We start from the raw sequence: 14,957 nt of genomic DNA, 5'->3' as shown, positions 1-14,957 counted from the left end.
CGTCGTGCGGTGATCGCGGAGGACTCCGTCCTGCTGCGGATCGGCCTGGTCAAAGTGGTGGAGATGGCCGGTTTCACGGTCGCCGCCGAGGCGGGGGACGCGGCCGGGCTGCTGGCCGCCGTCGCCGAGCACCGCCCGGAGCTGGCGGTGGTGGACGTCCGGATGCCGCCCGGCTTCACGGACGAGGGCGTCCGGGCCGCGCTGTCGATCCGGCGGGAGCACCCGGACACCGCGGTGCTGCTGCTCTCCCAGTACGTCGAGGAGCGGTACGCGGCCGATCTCCTCGCGGCCCATACCTGCGGGGTGGGCTACCTCCTCAAACAGCGGGTCGCGGACGTCGAGGAGTTCGTCGAGGCGCTGCGCCGGGTCGCCGGCGGCGGCACCGCCCTCGATCCGCAGGTCGTCTCGCAGCTGCTGATCCGGCGGGCGAGCGATCCGCTGGAGCGGCTGACCGCCCGGGAGCGGGAGGTGCTGGAGCTGATGGCGGAGGGCCGTTCCAACTCCGCCGTCGCCGCGCAGCTGGTGGTGAGCGAGAGCGCCGTCGCCAAGCACATCAACAGCATCTTCACCAAGCTCGACCTGCCGAAGGCGGACGCGGACCACCGCCGGGTGCTGGCGGTGCTGCGGTTCCTGGGCGTGGCGGCAGCGGGGCGCTGACCTGGGAGGACGGGCCCGGGCGGCGGGTGCGCCGCCGATGGCCCGGCGCCTCAGCGTCCCCGGCCCGGCCCCTGCGCTCCCGCCCGCACCGCACCCGGCACCGTCTCGCCTTCGAAGAGTCCGGCGGTACGCAGGGCCGTCGTACGGGCCCAGACGCCGGTGGTCAGCGCGCCGAGCAGCAGGACCGCGGCGCCGCAGCCGGCGATGATCCACCACGCCGGGCGGGCCGCCGCGACGAAGTCGGCCGCGGCCGCCGCGCCCGCCGCCCCGCCCGGGCCCGCCGCCCGTACGCCACCGGCCAGCACCGCGCCGATCACCGCGACGCCCAGCGACGAGCCGACCTGACGGCTGGTGGACGCCACGGCCGCCGCCACGCCCGCCTGGGCCCGTGGCATCCCGGAGACCGCGGTGTTGGTGATCGGCGCGTTGACCAGGCCGAAGCCGATGCCGAACAGGACGTACCCGGTGAACAGCAGCGCGGTGGTCGACTCGGCGTCGAACGCCGCGAACATCAGCCCGCTGGCGCCCATGGCACACCCCGCGAGCAGCAGCGGCAGCCGTGGCCCGCGGTTGCCGACCAGCCGCCCGGACAGCGGCGCGCACACCAGCGTCATCCCGGCCATCGGCAGCATGTAGAGCCCGGCCTCCAGGGCGGTGTGGCCGCGGATGTTCTGGAGGTAGAGCGTGTTGAGGAAGAGGAATCCGGCCAGTGACGCGAAGGCGCAGACCGCTATGACGGTGGCGCCGCTGAACGGCGCGCTGTGGAAGAACCGCAGATCGATCAGGGGCTCGCGGCGGCGCCGCTCGTAGCCGATCAGCGCGGCCAGCCCCGCCAGTGCGACGGTGGCGAACACCAGGATCTCCGCGGAGAGCCAGCCCTTCTCCGGCGCCTCGATGATCGCGTACGTCAAGGCGCCCAGCAGGACGATCACCAGCAGCTGGCCGACCGGGTCGGGCCGGCGCGGCCGCGGGGCGCGGGACTCGGGGACGTAGCGCAGGGTGAGGAAGAGGGCCAGGGCGCCGATCGGGACGTTGATCCAGAAGATCGAGCGCCAGCCGACGGACTCCACCAGCAGCCCGCCGACGACCGGTCCGGCGGCCATGCTGATGCCGACGACGCCGCCCCACGCACCGATCGCCCGGGCCCGCTCGCGCGGCTCGGTGAAGGTGTTGGTGATGATCGACATCGCGACGGGGTTGAGCATCGACCCGCCGACGGCCTGCACCATGCGGAAGACGACCAGCCAGGTGAGGCTCGGCGCGAGACTGCACAGCAGCGAGCCGAGGGAGAAGACGGCGAGGCCCACGGTGAAGACGCGGCGCCGCCCGAGCCGGTCCGCGGTCGAGCCGGACAGCATCAGCAGCGACGCCAGCACCAGCGTGTAGGCGTCGATGGTCCACTGCAGCCCGGAGACGGAGGCGTGCAGCTCGTGCTGGAGGGAGGGGAGTGCGACGTTGAGGACGGTGTTGTCGAGGCTGACGATCAGCAGGCTCATACAGCAGATCGCCAGGACGAGCAGGCGCCGCCGGTGGCTCAGCTCAGACATGGTTGAACGCTACAACGATACGTGCGGGGCGGCCCGGCCGGACGTCGGATTCCGGTCCCCGCCGCGCCCCGGCCGCCCGCCGGGGACGCGCCCGCCGGGCCCACCCGCCGGATGCGGGACAATGGGAGGTCGCACCGCCGGGTCGCCCCGGCGCCGCACCGCCCCCGACCGCCGAAGGAATCCTCCTGCCATGACCTCGCTCCAGATCGGACCGCACACGGCGTCCCCGCCCGTGGTGCTCGCGCCCATGGCCGGGATCACCAACGCCCCGTTCCGGACGCTGTGCCGGGAGTTCTCCGGCGGCAAAGGGCTCTTCGTCAGCGAGATGATCACGACGCGGGCGCTGGTCGAGCGCAACGAGAAGACCATGCAGCTGATCCACTTCGACGCGTCCGAGAAGCCGCGCTCGATCCAGCTGTACGGCGTCGACCCGGACACCGTCGGCAAGGCCGTCCGCATGATCGCCGAAGAGGATCTCGCCGACCACATCGACCTGAACTTCGGCTGCCCGGTCCCCAAGGTGACCCGTAAGGGCGGCGGCTCCGCGCTGCCGTACAAGCGGCCGCTGCTGCGCGCGATCCTGCGCGACGCGGTGCGGAACGCGGGCAGCCTGCCGGTGACGATGAAGATGCGCAAGGGCATCGACGACGGCCACCTCACCTACCTCGACGCGGGCCGGATCGCCGCCGAGGAGGGCATCACCGCCATCGCGCTGCACGGCCGCACCGCCGCCCAGCACTACAGCGGCACCGCCGACTGGGACGCCATCGCCCGCCTCAAGGAGCACGTCCCGGAGATCCCGGTGCTCGGCAACGGCGACATCTGGTGCGCCGACGACGCCCTGCGGATGGTCCGCGAGACCGGCTGCGACGGCGTGGTCGTCGGCCGCGGCTGCCTGGGCCGCCCCTGGCTCTTCGGCGATCTGGTCGCCGCCTTCGAGGGCACCGGCGCGTACACCGAGCCGACGTTCGGCGAGGTCGCGGCCGTGATGGTGCGCCATGCGGCGCTGCTGGGCGAGTGGATCGGCGACGAGAAGCGCGGCGTGATCGACTTCCGCAAGCACGTCGCCTGGTACACCAAGGGCTTCGCGGTCGGCTCCGAGATGCGCCGCGGTCTGGCCGTCAGCTCCTCCCTCGCGGAGCTGGAGGACCTGCTCGGCAAGATCGACGCCGTCCAGCCCTGGCCCGCCGGCGCCGACGGCCCGCGCGGCCGCACCTCCGGCCGCGACCGCGTCGTCCTGCCCGACGGCTGGCTCGACGACCCCAACGACTGCACGGGCGTCGGCGCCGACGCGGAACTGGACACCTCCGGCGGCTGAGCCCCGGCGGCGCGGCGGGCCGGTCGCCGCGCCCGCCGGGCACGGCCGCTCCGCGCTCATGCCCGCCCGCCCGGCGGCACCACCTCGCCCGCCGGTACCGGCCCCGGCGGGGTGCCGTCGCCGAACGGGCGCCCGCCCAGCTCCTCGCGGTGGTGCGGGGTGAGCCAGCCGTCCAGTTCGGGCCCGCCCGGCACGATCCCGTTCGGGTTCACCCCGGTGTGCACCCGGTAGTAGTGCTGCTTGATGTGGTGGAAGTCGACGGTGTCCCCGAACCCGGGCGTCTGGAAGAGGTCCTTCGCGTACGCCCACAGCACCGGATCCTCGGACAGTTTGAAGCGGTTGCACTTGAAGTGGCCGTGGTAGACGGGGTCGAACCGCACCAGCGTGGTGAAGAGCCGGATGTCGGCCTCGGTGATCGTGTCCCCGACGAGGTAGCGCCGCTCGGCCAGCCGCTCCGACAGCAGGTCAAGCCGCCGGAAGACCGCCGCGTACGCCGTGTCGTACTCCGCCTGCCCGGTCGCGAACCCGGCCCGGTAGACCCTGTTGTTGACGTCCCGGTAGACGCCCTCCATCACCTCGTCGATCTCCGCGCGCAGCGCCTCGGGGTAGAGGTCGGGCGCCCCGGGCCGGTGCAGCGCCCGCCACTCGGTGGCCAGGTCGAGCGTGATCTGCTGGAAATCGTTGGTGACGAGCTGCCCGCTCGGCACGTCCACGACCGCCGGGACGCTCACCCCGCCCGGGTATCCCTTCTCCCGCCGGTCGTACGCCTCGCTCAGGAAGCGGATGCCGAGGACCGGGTCGCGGTCGCCGGGGTCGAGGGTGAAGCGCCAGCTGCGGTCGTCCTGGATCGGGTCGACGATCCCCATGGTCAGCGCATCCTCCAGCCCCAGCAGCCGCCGGGAGATCACCGCCCGGCTCGCCCAGGGGCAGGCGCGGCTGATGATCAGCCGGTAGCGCCCCGCCTCGACCGGCCAGCCGGAGCTGCCGTCGGCGGTGATGCGGTCGGCGAAGTGGCTGCGGGACCGGGAGAAGGGCTTGCGGCCGTAGGCGGTGTTGCCGACGCCGTCGCCGGTGGCGGTGCCGGATGCGGCGCCCTCGGGTCCGGTGCCGTGGCTGTCGTGCGGGCGGGCCATCGCTCACTCCTTGCCGTGGGGGTCTGCCTCCCCGCCAGCTTTCCCGCCCGCGGCCGCCGCCGCCCGGAGGCATCGGCCGACCGGGCGCCCCGGCCGCCCGCCGCAGGTCCGCAAGCGGACCCGCGGCCGCTCGAATGATGGGACCGTAGCCCGTCCGAGCGCGTGATTCTCGCCACCCCTGATAACCCCTGCGCTCAGATGAGCAATTCGTGGAGGGGTCCACCTCTCCAATGCTGGCACTGGGTGCCACGTCGTTGATGTTCATTACCTGCACGGATGAACGGGCGCAGAGTGAGAATGATCGGCAATCCCGCAACACTCCGCATGCATCCATTCAAGCTATGTATTCACCGTTCAAGGAGATATTCCTTTCGATCCGGTGGCGGACAGGGGGTTGCGTACGCATGTCGACCAAGTGGACGTACCCAGATGCCTTCGATCTGGGTATGTTCCTCGCCGTCAGGGCAGCCATCCGCGAGGAGTCCAGTCCCGTGTCGGAAACACAGAATCCCCACGTAACCAAGCCTGCGTCCGCGAAGTTCGTGTACGACTTCACCGAGGGCAACAAGGACCTCAAGGACCTGCTCGGTGGTAAGGGCGCCAACCTCGCCGAGATGACGAACCTCGGTCTCCCGGTCCCTCCCGGCTTCACCATCACCACCGAAGCCTGCAAGGTCTACCTGGAGAGCGGGGAGGAGCCCGCGGCACTCCGTGCCGAGGTTTCGCAGCACCTGGATGCCCTTGAGCGGCAGATGGGCAAGAAGCTCGGCCAGGCCGACAACCCCCTGCTCGTATCGGTGCGTTCGGGTGCGAAGTTCTCCATGCCCGGCATGATGGACACCGTCCTCAACATCGGCCTCTCCGACGCCTCGGTCGGCGGTCTGGCGCAGCAGGCCGGCTCCGAGCGGTTCGCGTGGGACTCCTACCGCCGCCTCATCCAGATGTTCGGCAAGACCGTGCTGGACGTCGACGGCGACCTCTTCGAGGAGGCGCTGGAGGAGGCGAAGCACGCCAAGGGCGTCACCGTCGACGTGGACCTCGACGCGGGCGACCTCAAGACGCTGGTCGAGCAGTTCAAGGGCATCGTCGCCAAGGAGACCGGCCGGGACTTCCCGCAGGACCCGCGCGAGCAGATGGACCTCGCCGTCCGCGCGGTCTTCGACTCGTGGAACACCGACCGGGCCAAGCTCTACCGCCGCCAGGAGCGCATCCCCGGCGACCTCGGCACCGCCGTCAACGTCTGCTCGATGGTCTTCGGCAACCTCGGCCCGGACTCCGGCACCGGCGTCGCCTTCACCCGCGACCCGGCCAGCGGCCACCAGGGCGTCTACGGCGACTACCTCCAGAACGCGCAGGGCGAGGACGTCGTCGCCGGTATCCGCAACACGGTCCCGCTCGCGGACCTGGAGCAGATCGACAAGGCGTCGTACGACCAGCTGATGCAGATCATGGAGACGCTCGAAACGCACTACAAGGACCTGTGCGACATCGAGTTCACCATCGAGCGCGGCAAGCTCTGGATGCTCCAGACCCGCGTCGGCAAGCGCACCGCCGGTGCCGCCTTCCGCATCGCCACTCAACTCGTCGACCAGGGACTCATCGACGAGGCCGAGGCCCTCCAGCGGGTCAACGGCGCGCAGCTGGCGCAGCTGATGTTCCCCCGCTTCGACCTGGGCGCCAAGGCCGACACCATCGGCCGCGGCATCGCCGCCTCGCCCGGTGCCGCCGTCGGCAAGGCCGTCTTCGACTCGTACACCGCGGTCAAGTGGTCCCGCTCGGGTGAGAAGGTCATCCTCATCCGCCGCGAGACCAACCCCGACGACCTCAACGGCATGATCGCCGCCGAGGGCATCCTCACCTCCCGCGGCGGCAAGACCTCGCACGCCGCCGTCGTCGCCCGCGGCATGGGCAAGACCTGCGTCTGCGGCGCCGAGGAGCTGGAGGTCGACACCAAGCGCCGCCGGATGACGACGCAGGACGGCGTGGTCGTCGAGGAGGGCGACACCGTCTCCATCGACGGCTCGACCGGCAAGGTCTACGTCGGTGAGGTGCCCGTCGTCCCGTCCCCGGTCGTCGAGTACTTCGAGGGCCGGATGCACGCCGGCGCCGACGACGCCGACGAGCTGGTCAAGGCCGTCCACCGGATCATGGCGTACGCGGACCGGGTCCGTCGGCTGCGGGTCCGGGCCAACGCCGACAACGCCGAGGACGCCGCGCGCGCCCGCCGGTTCGGCGCCCAGGGCATCGGCCTGTGCCGCACCGAGCACATGTTCCTCGGTGAGCGCCGCGAGATGGTCGAGCGGCTGATCCTCGCCGACACCGACGCCGACCGGGACACCGCCCTGGAACAGCTGCTGCCGCTCCAGAAGGCCGACTTCATCGAGCTGTTCGAGTCGATGGACGGTCTGCCGGTCACCGTCCGGCTGCTGGACCCGCCGCTCCACGAGTTCCTGCCCGACATCACCGAGCTGTCGGTCCGCGTCGCGCTCGCCGAGGCCCGCAAGGACGCCAACGAGAACGACCTCCGCCTCCTCCAGGCCGTCCACAAGCTGCACGAGCAGAACCCGATGCTGGGGCTGCGCGGTGTCCGCCTCGGCCTGGTCATCCCGGGACTGTTCGCCATGCAGGTCCGCGCCATCGCGGAGGCCGCGGCCGAGCGCAAGGAGGCCAAGGGCGACCCGCGTGCGGAGATCATGATTCCGCTGGTCGGCACCGTCCAGGAGCTGGAGATCGTCCGCGACGAGGCCGAGCAGGTCATCGCCGAGGTCGAGAAGGCCCACGGCGTCAGCCTCAAGCTCACCCTCGGCACCATGATCGAACTGCCCCGCGCCGCCCTCACTGCCGGTCAGATCGCCGAATCCGCCGACTTCTTCTCCTTCGGCACGAACGACCTCACGCAGACGGTCTGGGGCTTCTCCCGCGACGACGTCGAGGCCAGCTTCTTCACCGCGTACCTGGAGAAGGGCATCTTCGGCGTCAGCCCCTTCGAGACGATCGACAAGGACGGCGTCGGCTCGCTGGTCCGCAACGCCGCCGCGGCAGGCCGGGCCACCCGCCCCGACCTGAAGCTCGGCGTCTGCGGTGAGCACGGCGGCGACCCGGAGTCCGTGCACTTCTTCCACGAGGCCGGACTCGACTACGTCTCCTGCTCGCCGTTCCGCATCCCGGTCGCCCGCCTGGAGGCCGGCCGCGCCGCCGCCGAGGCCAAGGGGAGCGACAGCCGCTGAACCACGGGTGCCGGCCGTGCCCTCACACGTCCGGCACCCGTACTCCCACCGGAACACCGGCCGGCACCACCACCCTCACCGCCGCCGGGGCTCCGGACCGACGAGGGCGGCACCTGTGCGGAGGTGCCGCCCTCGGTTTTCGCCGTGCGGGCGCCTACGGAGCCGCAGCGACGCGGTGCGTCCGCGAAAGCCTTTCGGCGGAATACGCGGAATCCGTAAGCCTGATCGGATCTCGGCGCGCCGGAGATCCGACCGGCCGAACCATACTGCTGCTGCCGATCCGTCACAGCAGAAAAACCCCTGGACCCTTATGCGCGGACGTGCCACCCGACTGCGGCAACGGGACACCTCCACAGGGGGAAATCGGTGCGCATCTCCGCGCCGATCGGGGGTTTTCCCTCCCTCCGCGAAGTTGCGTGAAAGGGGTACCGGGCTACGCCTGAGTCCTTTTCATTTCCCTTGGCTCCAACGGCGGTTGAGGTTACCGCTCCCGGCCGTGCCCGCTAACCCGTTCACCCGCTTCTGTTGCCGGGCATCGGAGACTCAACTTCACTCTCCAGTGACATTCCTGCACGCGATTTCGGAGAGGTGTGAGGTGAGGTTGTGCCCGAGTAGGTGAGTGCGCTTCAGGAGTGCCAAAAGGGTGACAAGGGAGACCCCGGGGACAAGGGAGATCCCGGGCCGCCCGGACCGAAGGGCGACCGTGGCCCCAAGGGCGATAAGGGTGACAAGGGGGAGAAGGGCGACCCGGGCCCCACGGGCCTGCGCGGTGACACCGGCGAGCGTGGCCCCAAGGGCGACAAGGGGGACCGCGGCGAGAAAGGCGAAAGAGGGGAGCGCGGCGAGAAAGGTGAGAAGGGCGAGAAGGGGGACCCGGGCGGCGGTAAGTTCGCCGTGCAACGGTCGCTCAAGGAGTGCAAGACCTGGGACGACATCGGTGACGGCGGAATTCCCATCGGCGGCGAATGGCCCTACTTCAACGTGGAGGTCCCGCTGAAGAACAGTTTCCCCGACACGAACTACCTCGTCACCGCATATGTGCGGGGTGTCCGGTGGGGCCGGGTGGAGGTCCGGGAGGCCGAGGCGCAGAGCACCCACGCCGCCCGGGTGCAGGTCTCTTTGAACCCGGAGTACTTCGACAAGACGCAGGGGAAGTTCTCCCCCTTCGAAATCCGGGTCTCTGCCATCGGAGGGGCGGCATGAGTCAGAGCGTGGAGATCCCTCCGAAGCGCGCGGTGGAAGTCCGGTCCTTCACGAACGCCGGCTACTCCCAGCGCGCCCTCCTTGAATTCCGCGAAGAGGGTGCAAGTAATCCGTTCGACACCTGGACGGTTACGGGGGTGGGCGAGGACAACAAACCCATGAGCGGATCGGGCCTCAATTCCTGCGGAATCCGCTGGGTTTCCGCCCGCAGCACACGCTACCTGGTCAAGGTCACCCCGCAGTACTGGCTGAACGGCAAGTGGAACAATCACCAGACCATGCCGCTCGGGCAAAAGCTGGGCCTCTTCAACGTCAGCATGGTGGTGGGCGAGGACTCCCTCGACAAGGACTGGAACGACACGGTGGTCCAGTTCACCTGGTGGGACCCGCCCGTTTCGTAGGCGGTTCTGCCCGTTCCTCGTGCGGGGCGGAGTGTGGGCGCCGCGCGAGGAGTGGCGCGGACGCTCCCGCGAGGAGCGGTGTCCGCCACCGCCCCGTCGCGCGAACGGCGTGGCGCAGCGGCGGCCGGCCGGTCGGCCGCGGTTCCGGTACGGACCGGCCACGGCAGTCCACCCCGCCCGCGCGTGCCGGTCCGGTACGACGTCGCCTCAGCCAGTGTGTACGAGGCGACGGCGCGCCGGCCGAAGGCTGGGCCGGGTGCCCTTCCGGCCACCCAGTCGGGGGCATCGTCGCAGGTCATATGGGCAAGGGCGGCACCCGTGCGGAGGTGCCGCCCTCGCCTTTTCCGAACTCCCCCCTCGGGAGCCGCCGCCTCCCATGTCGGCGTGGGGGCGGCTTTCAACGCGATGTGGCGCGGCTGGTTCCATGCCCGTCACCCCCCACGGGATCGAGCAATCCGGGCCGCGTACATCGGCGTTGAATTGAGTACAGCATTCCTCGTGTCCACCCCTGTGCGCGACCCTTTTCAACTCTGGCCAAAAGGCCATGGTGACCGCACGTATCGGCGTGCATACTCAGGCGTGGGCCGGGGTCGTCGAAGGTAACCAGGGGTGGGGATCGGTGTTACGCGTCCATTTCAGTGGACCCGATCTGGCCCGGGTGCGGATAGCGGCGCGTCCCGATGCGCTGTGGGAAACCATTTTAAGTTTTCACCGACTCCGTGACCGGCGGGACGGCCCGGCCTTCGGGAAATGGCGGGTGGAAACCCGGGAAAAGTTGAACGGCGAAACGCGGCTACTGGCGCCGCTGGTGCCCACCCGCGGCTATTTCCCGGATTTCCTCACCCCGCCCGAGGGGCAACTCGGCGTCGACGAAGCCCTGTCCGCGCTCCGCGAGACCCCGCCCGCCCGCGTCCACACCGAACTCGCCGGGCTCGCCCGCACCCGCGCCCTGCCCACCTGGATACGGGCCATGGCCGACGGCGACACCCGCCAGCTCGGCCATCTCGTCGGCGCCCTCCACCGCTACCACGCGGCGGCCGTCGCCCCCTACTGGCCGCGGCTCCAGGCCCGGACGGAGGCCGACCGCGCCGCCCGCGGCCGGGCCCTGCTCGACGGCGGCGCCGACCGGCTGCTCGCCACCCTCCCCTCGACGCTGCGCTGGCGCGCCCCGGTCCTGGAGGTCGAGTACCCCGTCGACCGCGACCTCCATCTGGGGGGACGCGGCCTCCTCCTGATGCCGTCCTACTTCTGCCGCCGCACGCCGGTCACCTTCCACAACCCGGACCTCACACCGGTGCTGGTCTACCCCGTCGACCACCCCGTCCCGCGCGTCACCGCCGTACCGGCGCCCGGCCGCTCGCTGGGGCGCCTCGTCGGGCACACCCGCTCCGCGATCCTCCGCGGCATCGGCGCCGGCTGCACCACCACCGAACTGGCCCGCCGCGCCGACGTTTCCCTCGCCTCCGCCAGCCAGCACGCCACGGTGCTCCGCGAGGCCGGACTCCTCTTCACCCTCCGCCGCGGCAACGCGGTCCTGCACACCCTGACCCCGCTGGGGGCGGCGCTGCTGCGGGGCGGTCAGGCGGGGGAGGGCGGGGTGGGGTGAGCCCGGGCTATCCGTGCATCTCCCGGTAGAGCGCGATGGCGCTTTCGGCGGGGAGGTTGGGCACGGTGACGGATTCCCCGGTCGCCTTGGAGACGATGACCTTCGTCCCGCCGGGCGGCGCGGGAAGCGGGTTCCCCGCGGCATCCCTCCGCGAGGTCTGCGGAAAAACGGGGTGGACGAGGTAACCGATGTCGAACTCCTGCACCGCCAACGGGACCGCCGTACCGTCGGGCAGTCTGGGCTCCGCATGACGGTCACGGACGAGAGCGAGCGCGTCCTCACGGGTGATCGGCGGGGTGCCGGTGGGCGGAAGGCCGGCCGGCCGTTCGGCGCGGAGGCGGCGGTACAGCGCGACGGCTTCCGGCAGGGGGAAGTGGGGCAGGAAGGTCAGCTCGCCGGTCTCCTTGGCGAGGACGACGTGGCTGCCGCCGGGCTGCGCCGGCGGGGCGCCCGGGCCCTCCGGGGGCGGCCAACCCGCGTGGACGAGATAGCCCTCGGCGAATTCGTGGACGAACAGGCCGCTGGGGCCCCCGGGCGCGCCGACCGGCGGGAAGTGGCTCCGGCCGATCTCCAGTGCCTCGTCCGCGCTGTGCGGCACCGGGCCGCCCGTGGTCCGCGCCTGCGGCGGAAGCGGGGGCGGCGGCGGAGGCAGGGCGGGGCCGCCGACCGGCGCGCCGGGGTCGGTCATGGATGCTCCTCGTGCGGTGTGCTGTGGAGGGGACGGTCAACGTAGCGCGCGCCGCCCGGGGCCGCCGCGCGGAGGGCTCAGTACGGCCGGTCGCCCGCGATGGCGACGCGTTCGGCGACGCGGCGGTGCGGGGCGTAGTCGGCGACGGCGTAGTGCTGGGTGGCGCGGTTGTCCCAGAAGGCGATGTCGCCGGGGCGCCAGCTGAACCGCACCTGGAACTCCGGGACATGGGCCTGCTGGAAGAGCAGCCGCAGCACCCGGTCGCTCTCCTCCTCGGTGAAGCCGGTGATGCGGGTGGTGAAGGAGGCGTTGACGAAGAGCATCCGGCGGCCGGTCTCGGGGTGGCGGCGCACCACCGGGTGCTCCACCGGCGGGAACGTCTGCTGGAGAGGCGCGAGGTGGGCGGGCGGGAAGAAGCGGGCGAAGCCGGGGAGGTAGTCGTGGACGGCGCGGGCGCCCTCGATGCGTTCCTTGATCTCCGGCGGAAGGTTGTCGTACGCGGCGGCCATGTCGGCCCACAGGGTGTCGCCGCCCGACGGGGGCACCTCCCGCAGTTGCAGCACCGCGCCCATGGCGGGGCGGGCGCGGAAGGTGACATCGGTGTGCCAGACGTTCTCGAACGTCGGGGCGGCGCCGGCCGACTTGTCGAAGCGCACCACATCCGCGGCGCCGCCGGACGCCAGCAGCGGATTGGTCTCCAGCTCGCCCCAGTGGGCGGCGAACGCGCGCTGGGCGGCGGTGGTCAGATGCTGGTCCCGGAAGAACAGCACCTTCCATTCGAGCAGCGCCCGGTTGAGCTCGGCGCGCAGGGCAGGGCTCAGTGGGCGGGACAGGTCGAGCCCGTGGATCTCGGCGCCGAGGGTGCGGCCCAGCGGGTGGACGCCGAAGAGGTCGTAGGGCCGGTCCTGCCAGCCGTCGGGGGTGCGGCGCAGGACGCGCTCGCCCTCGTACAGCCCGTCGGCGGGGATGCGGTGCGGGCGCAGGGCGGAATCGGCGATGGCCGTCAACGGGACCTCCTGGGGAGCGGAAACGGGTGTGACGGGGCGCGGTACGGCGGGCGCGGGCCGGCGGCTTCGACGGCCGCCCGGCAGGCGGCGGATCAGGGGCGCGGCGGCGCGGGGCCCGCCCGGCGTACGGCGGCCGGGATCAGGCCGTACAGCGGATGCCGGGGGGCGAGCCCACCCGGCCGCGGCGGCGCAGGAAGCTCAGGCCGCGGGGCGCGCAGCCGCCGTGGCGGCCGCGGGGGTGCGGCTCACGGGCGGTCGGCTGCGGGCACATGCCGGGGAGCGTACCCCGGTCGTCCCGGAACGATGCGGGACGACCGGAGCGGGCGGGGCCGGGCGGCGGAACGGCGCCCGGGGACGCGGCCCGGCCGGGGCTCCCGGGCCGGCGCCGGGCTCAGTCGTCGATCCCCGAGCGTTCGACCCCCGCCACGATGTACCGCTGGAGCAGCAGGAAGACCACGACCAGCGGGGCGATGGAGACCGCGGCGGCGACGAAGAGTTCGTGGAGGTTGAGGTTCTGGGCGGTGGTGAAGGTCGACAGGGCCACCTGGACCGTCCACGCCTCCTGGTCCTGGCCGATGACCAGCGGCCACAGGAAGGCGTTCCAGGCGCCGATGAAGACGATGGTGGAGACGGCGGCGAACACCGGGCGGGAGTTGGGGACGACGATGCGCCAGTACGTCCGCCAGTACCCGAGGCCGTCGACGCGCGCCGCGTCCTCCAGCTCCCGGGGGAAGCCGAGGAAGTACTGCCGGAAGATGAAACAGGCGAACGCGCTGAACAGTGTCGGGATCACCAGACCGCGCAGCGTGGAGATCCAGCCCAGCGACGAGACCAGCACGAAGCTCGGTACGAAGGTGACGGCCGCCGGGACCATCAGCGTGCCGAGGATCGCGGAGAAGACGACGCCCGCGCCGCGGTACGGGATGCGGGCGAGCCCGTACCCGGCGAGGGAGGCCAGCAGCACCGTGCCGAGCGTCGTGGCGACCGCGATCAGCGTGGAGTTGAGCAGCGCGCGGCCCAGCGGGAGGTTCGGGTCGGTGAAGACCTCGGTGAGGTTGGACCACCGGAGGTGGTGCGGGAAGAACGTCCAGTCCGGGGCGGTGATGTCCGCCTCGGTGGCCAGGCCGTTGCGGATCAGCAGGTAGAAGGGGACGAGGAAGAGCAGCGCCAGGGCGCACAGCAGGGTCAGGCGCAGTGCGCGGCCCACCCGGATCCAGGCGTGGTGCATCGGTGGTCAGTCCTCCTTGCGGCCGAGGCCGAGCCAGCGGGCCTGGGCGACCGTCGCCACCGCGATGATCAGTGCGAGGATCACCGCGCCCGCGCTGCCGAGGCCGAGGTTCTGCTCCCGCCCGAGAGCCGTGTAGTAGAGGTAGACCAGCGGCGGCCGGGCGTACGGCGGATAGCCGCGGGCGTCGCTGAGCAGGTTGTAGAACTCGTCGAACGCCTGGAACGCGTTGATCACCAGCAGCAGCACCACGGCCACGGAGGTGGCCCGCAGCTGCGGGAAGGTGATGTGGCGGAACGTCTGCCAGCCGGGCCGTGCGCCGTCCACCGCCGCCGCCTCGTAGAGCTGCGGGGAGATCCGCTGGAGCCCGGCGAGGAAGAGGATCATGTAGAAGCCGGCCTGGAGCCAGAGCCGGACGGTCACGATGACCAGCCAGTACCAGGGCGGATGGGTGGTCGACAGCCACGCCGTCTGATCTGCGCCGAACCACCCCAGCACGGTGTTGGCCAGCCCGAAGCGCACCCCGCTGAAGAGCGACAGCTTCCAGATCAGCGCCGCCACCACGTAACTGCACGCCGTCGGCAGGAAGAACACCGACCGGAAGAACGCCTGGGCGAAGCGCAGCCGGTTGACCATCACGGCCAGCGCCAGCGACAGCGCGTACGTCGCGGGCACGATGAAGAGGGTGAACAGCGCGAAGGTGCCGAGGCTGGAGAGGAACGCGCCGTCCGTCAGCATCGACGTGTAGTTGCCGAGCCCCACGAAGTCGGTGGGGGTGACGGTGTTGTGCGCGTCGAAGAAGCTGAGGTAGACGCTCCACGCCAGCGGGACGTACGTGAACAGCGCCAGGCCCAGCGCGAACGGGCCGACGAAGATCCAGAACCACAGGGAGCGCCGCTGCGGGCCGAAGAACCCCGGGCCGGGCGTGCGCCGTTCGCGCTCCGC

The 14,957-nt window shown here is 71.4% G+C and carries 13 protein-coding genes; 6 read left to right on the top strand and 7 right to left on the bottom strand.

Annotated elements, in window-relative coordinates:
- Positions 1 to 9: 9 nt before the first annotated feature.
- Complete coding sequence (locus ACZ4U4_RS24455; protein WP_467878349.1) at positions 10 to 657, top strand: response regulator; 648 nt, start codon at positions 10 to 12, stop codon at positions 655 to 657.
- Between the two features lie 50 nt (positions 658 to 707).
- On the opposite strand, the gene ACZ4U4_RS24450 is transcribed toward ACZ4U4_RS24455, so the two are convergent.
- The gene (locus ACZ4U4_RS24450; protein WP_467878084.1) at positions 708 to 2,204 is read right to left on the bottom strand and encodes an MFS transporter; all 1,497 of its coding nucleotides are present in this window, start codon (positions 2,202 to 2,204) and stop codon (positions 708 to 710) included.
- A 190-nt stretch (positions 2,205 to 2,394) separates the two neighbouring features.
- Here ACZ4U4_RS24450 and dusB point away from each other — a divergent pair, with 190 nt between their 5' ends.
- The gene (gene dusB / locus ACZ4U4_RS24445) at positions 2,395 to 3,522 is read left to right on the top strand and encodes a tRNA dihydrouridine synthase DusB (RefSeq protein WP_467878082.1); all 1,128 of its coding nucleotides are present in this window, start codon (positions 2,395 to 2,397) and stop codon (positions 3,520 to 3,522) included.
- Positions 3,523 to 3,578: 56 nt separating this feature from the next.
- Here dusB and ACZ4U4_RS24440 read toward each other — a convergent pair whose 3' ends face one another.
- Complete coding sequence (locus ACZ4U4_RS24440) at positions 3,579 to 4,655, bottom strand: glutathione S-transferase family protein (RefSeq protein WP_467878079.1); 1,077 nt, start codon at positions 4,653 to 4,655, stop codon at positions 3,579 to 3,581.
- 446 nt (positions 4,656 to 5,101) lie between these two features.
- Between ACZ4U4_RS24440 and ppdK the strand changes: the two genes are divergently transcribed.
- The 4 genes from ppdK (at position 5,102) to ACZ4U4_RS24420 (ending at position 11,092) form a co-directional block, all read left to right on the top strand.
- Positions 5,102 to 7,882 (top strand): pyruvate, phosphate dikinase, encoded by a 2,781-nt coding sequence (gene ppdK / locus ACZ4U4_RS24435; RefSeq protein WP_467878346.1) that lies wholly within the window; start codon positions 5,102 to 5,104, stop codon positions 7,880 to 7,882.
- A gap of 615 nt (positions 7,883 to 8,497) precedes the next feature.
- Entirely contained in the window at positions 8,498 to 9,085 is a 588-nt protein-coding gene (locus ACZ4U4_RS24430) for a hypothetical protein (protein WP_467878077.1), read from the top strand.
- Entirely contained in the window at positions 9,082 to 9,486 is a 405-nt protein-coding gene (locus ACZ4U4_RS24425; protein WP_467878074.1) for a hypothetical protein, read from the top strand. The genes ACZ4U4_RS24430 and ACZ4U4_RS24425 overlap by 4 nt, the downstream gene beginning before the upstream one ends.
- A 775-nt stretch (positions 9,487 to 10,261) precedes the next feature.
- Positions 10,262 to 11,092 carry an ArsR/SmtB family transcription factor gene (locus ACZ4U4_RS24420; RefSeq protein ID WP_467878072.1) on the top strand — a complete coding sequence of 277 codons (831 nt, stop codon included), beginning with the start codon at positions 10,262 to 10,264 and terminating at the stop codon, positions 11,090 to 11,092.
- A 7-nt stretch (positions 11,093 to 11,099) separates the two neighbouring features.
- Here the strand turns inward: ACZ4U4_RS24420 and ACZ4U4_RS24415 are convergent, their stop codons facing one another.
- The 5 genes from ACZ4U4_RS24415 to ACZ4U4_RS24395 all read right to left on the bottom strand — a co-directional run bounded on the left by ACZ4U4_RS24415 (position 11,100) and on the right by ACZ4U4_RS24395 (position 14,900).
- Complete coding sequence (locus ACZ4U4_RS24415) at positions 11,100 to 11,780, bottom strand: hypothetical protein (RefSeq protein WP_467878070.1); 681 nt, start codon at positions 11,778 to 11,780, stop codon at positions 11,100 to 11,102.
- A 77-nt stretch (positions 11,781 to 11,857) separates the two neighbouring features.
- Positions 11,858 to 12,787, bottom strand: a complete 930-nt coding sequence (locus ACZ4U4_RS24410) for a TauD/TfdA dioxygenase family protein (protein WP_467878068.1) — start codon at positions 12,785 to 12,787, stop codon at positions 11,858 to 11,860.
- 139 nt (positions 12,788 to 12,926) lie between these two features.
- Positions 12,927 to 13,058 (bottom strand): hypothetical protein, encoded by a 132-nt coding sequence (locus ACZ4U4_RS24405; RefSeq protein WP_467878066.1) that lies wholly within the window; start codon positions 13,056 to 13,058, stop codon positions 12,927 to 12,929.
- Between the two features lie 120 nt (positions 13,059 to 13,178).
- On the bottom strand, positions 13,179 to 14,015 hold the full coding sequence (locus ACZ4U4_RS24400; RefSeq protein WP_467878063.1) for a carbohydrate ABC transporter permease: 837 nt from the start codon (positions 14,013 to 14,015) through the stop codon (positions 13,179 to 13,181).
- Positions 14,016 to 14,021: 6 nt separating this feature from the next.
- Complete coding sequence (locus tag ACZ4U4_RS24395) at positions 14,022 to 14,900, bottom strand: carbohydrate ABC transporter permease (RefSeq protein ID WP_467878344.1); 879 nt, start codon at positions 14,898 to 14,900, stop codon at positions 14,022 to 14,024.
- Between the last annotated feature and the right edge of the window lie 57 nt (positions 14,901 to 14,957).

It is taken from the genome of Streptomyces sp. NPDC029159, assembly GCF_055564055.1.
This window is presented reverse-complemented; position numbering and strand designations above follow the sequence as displayed.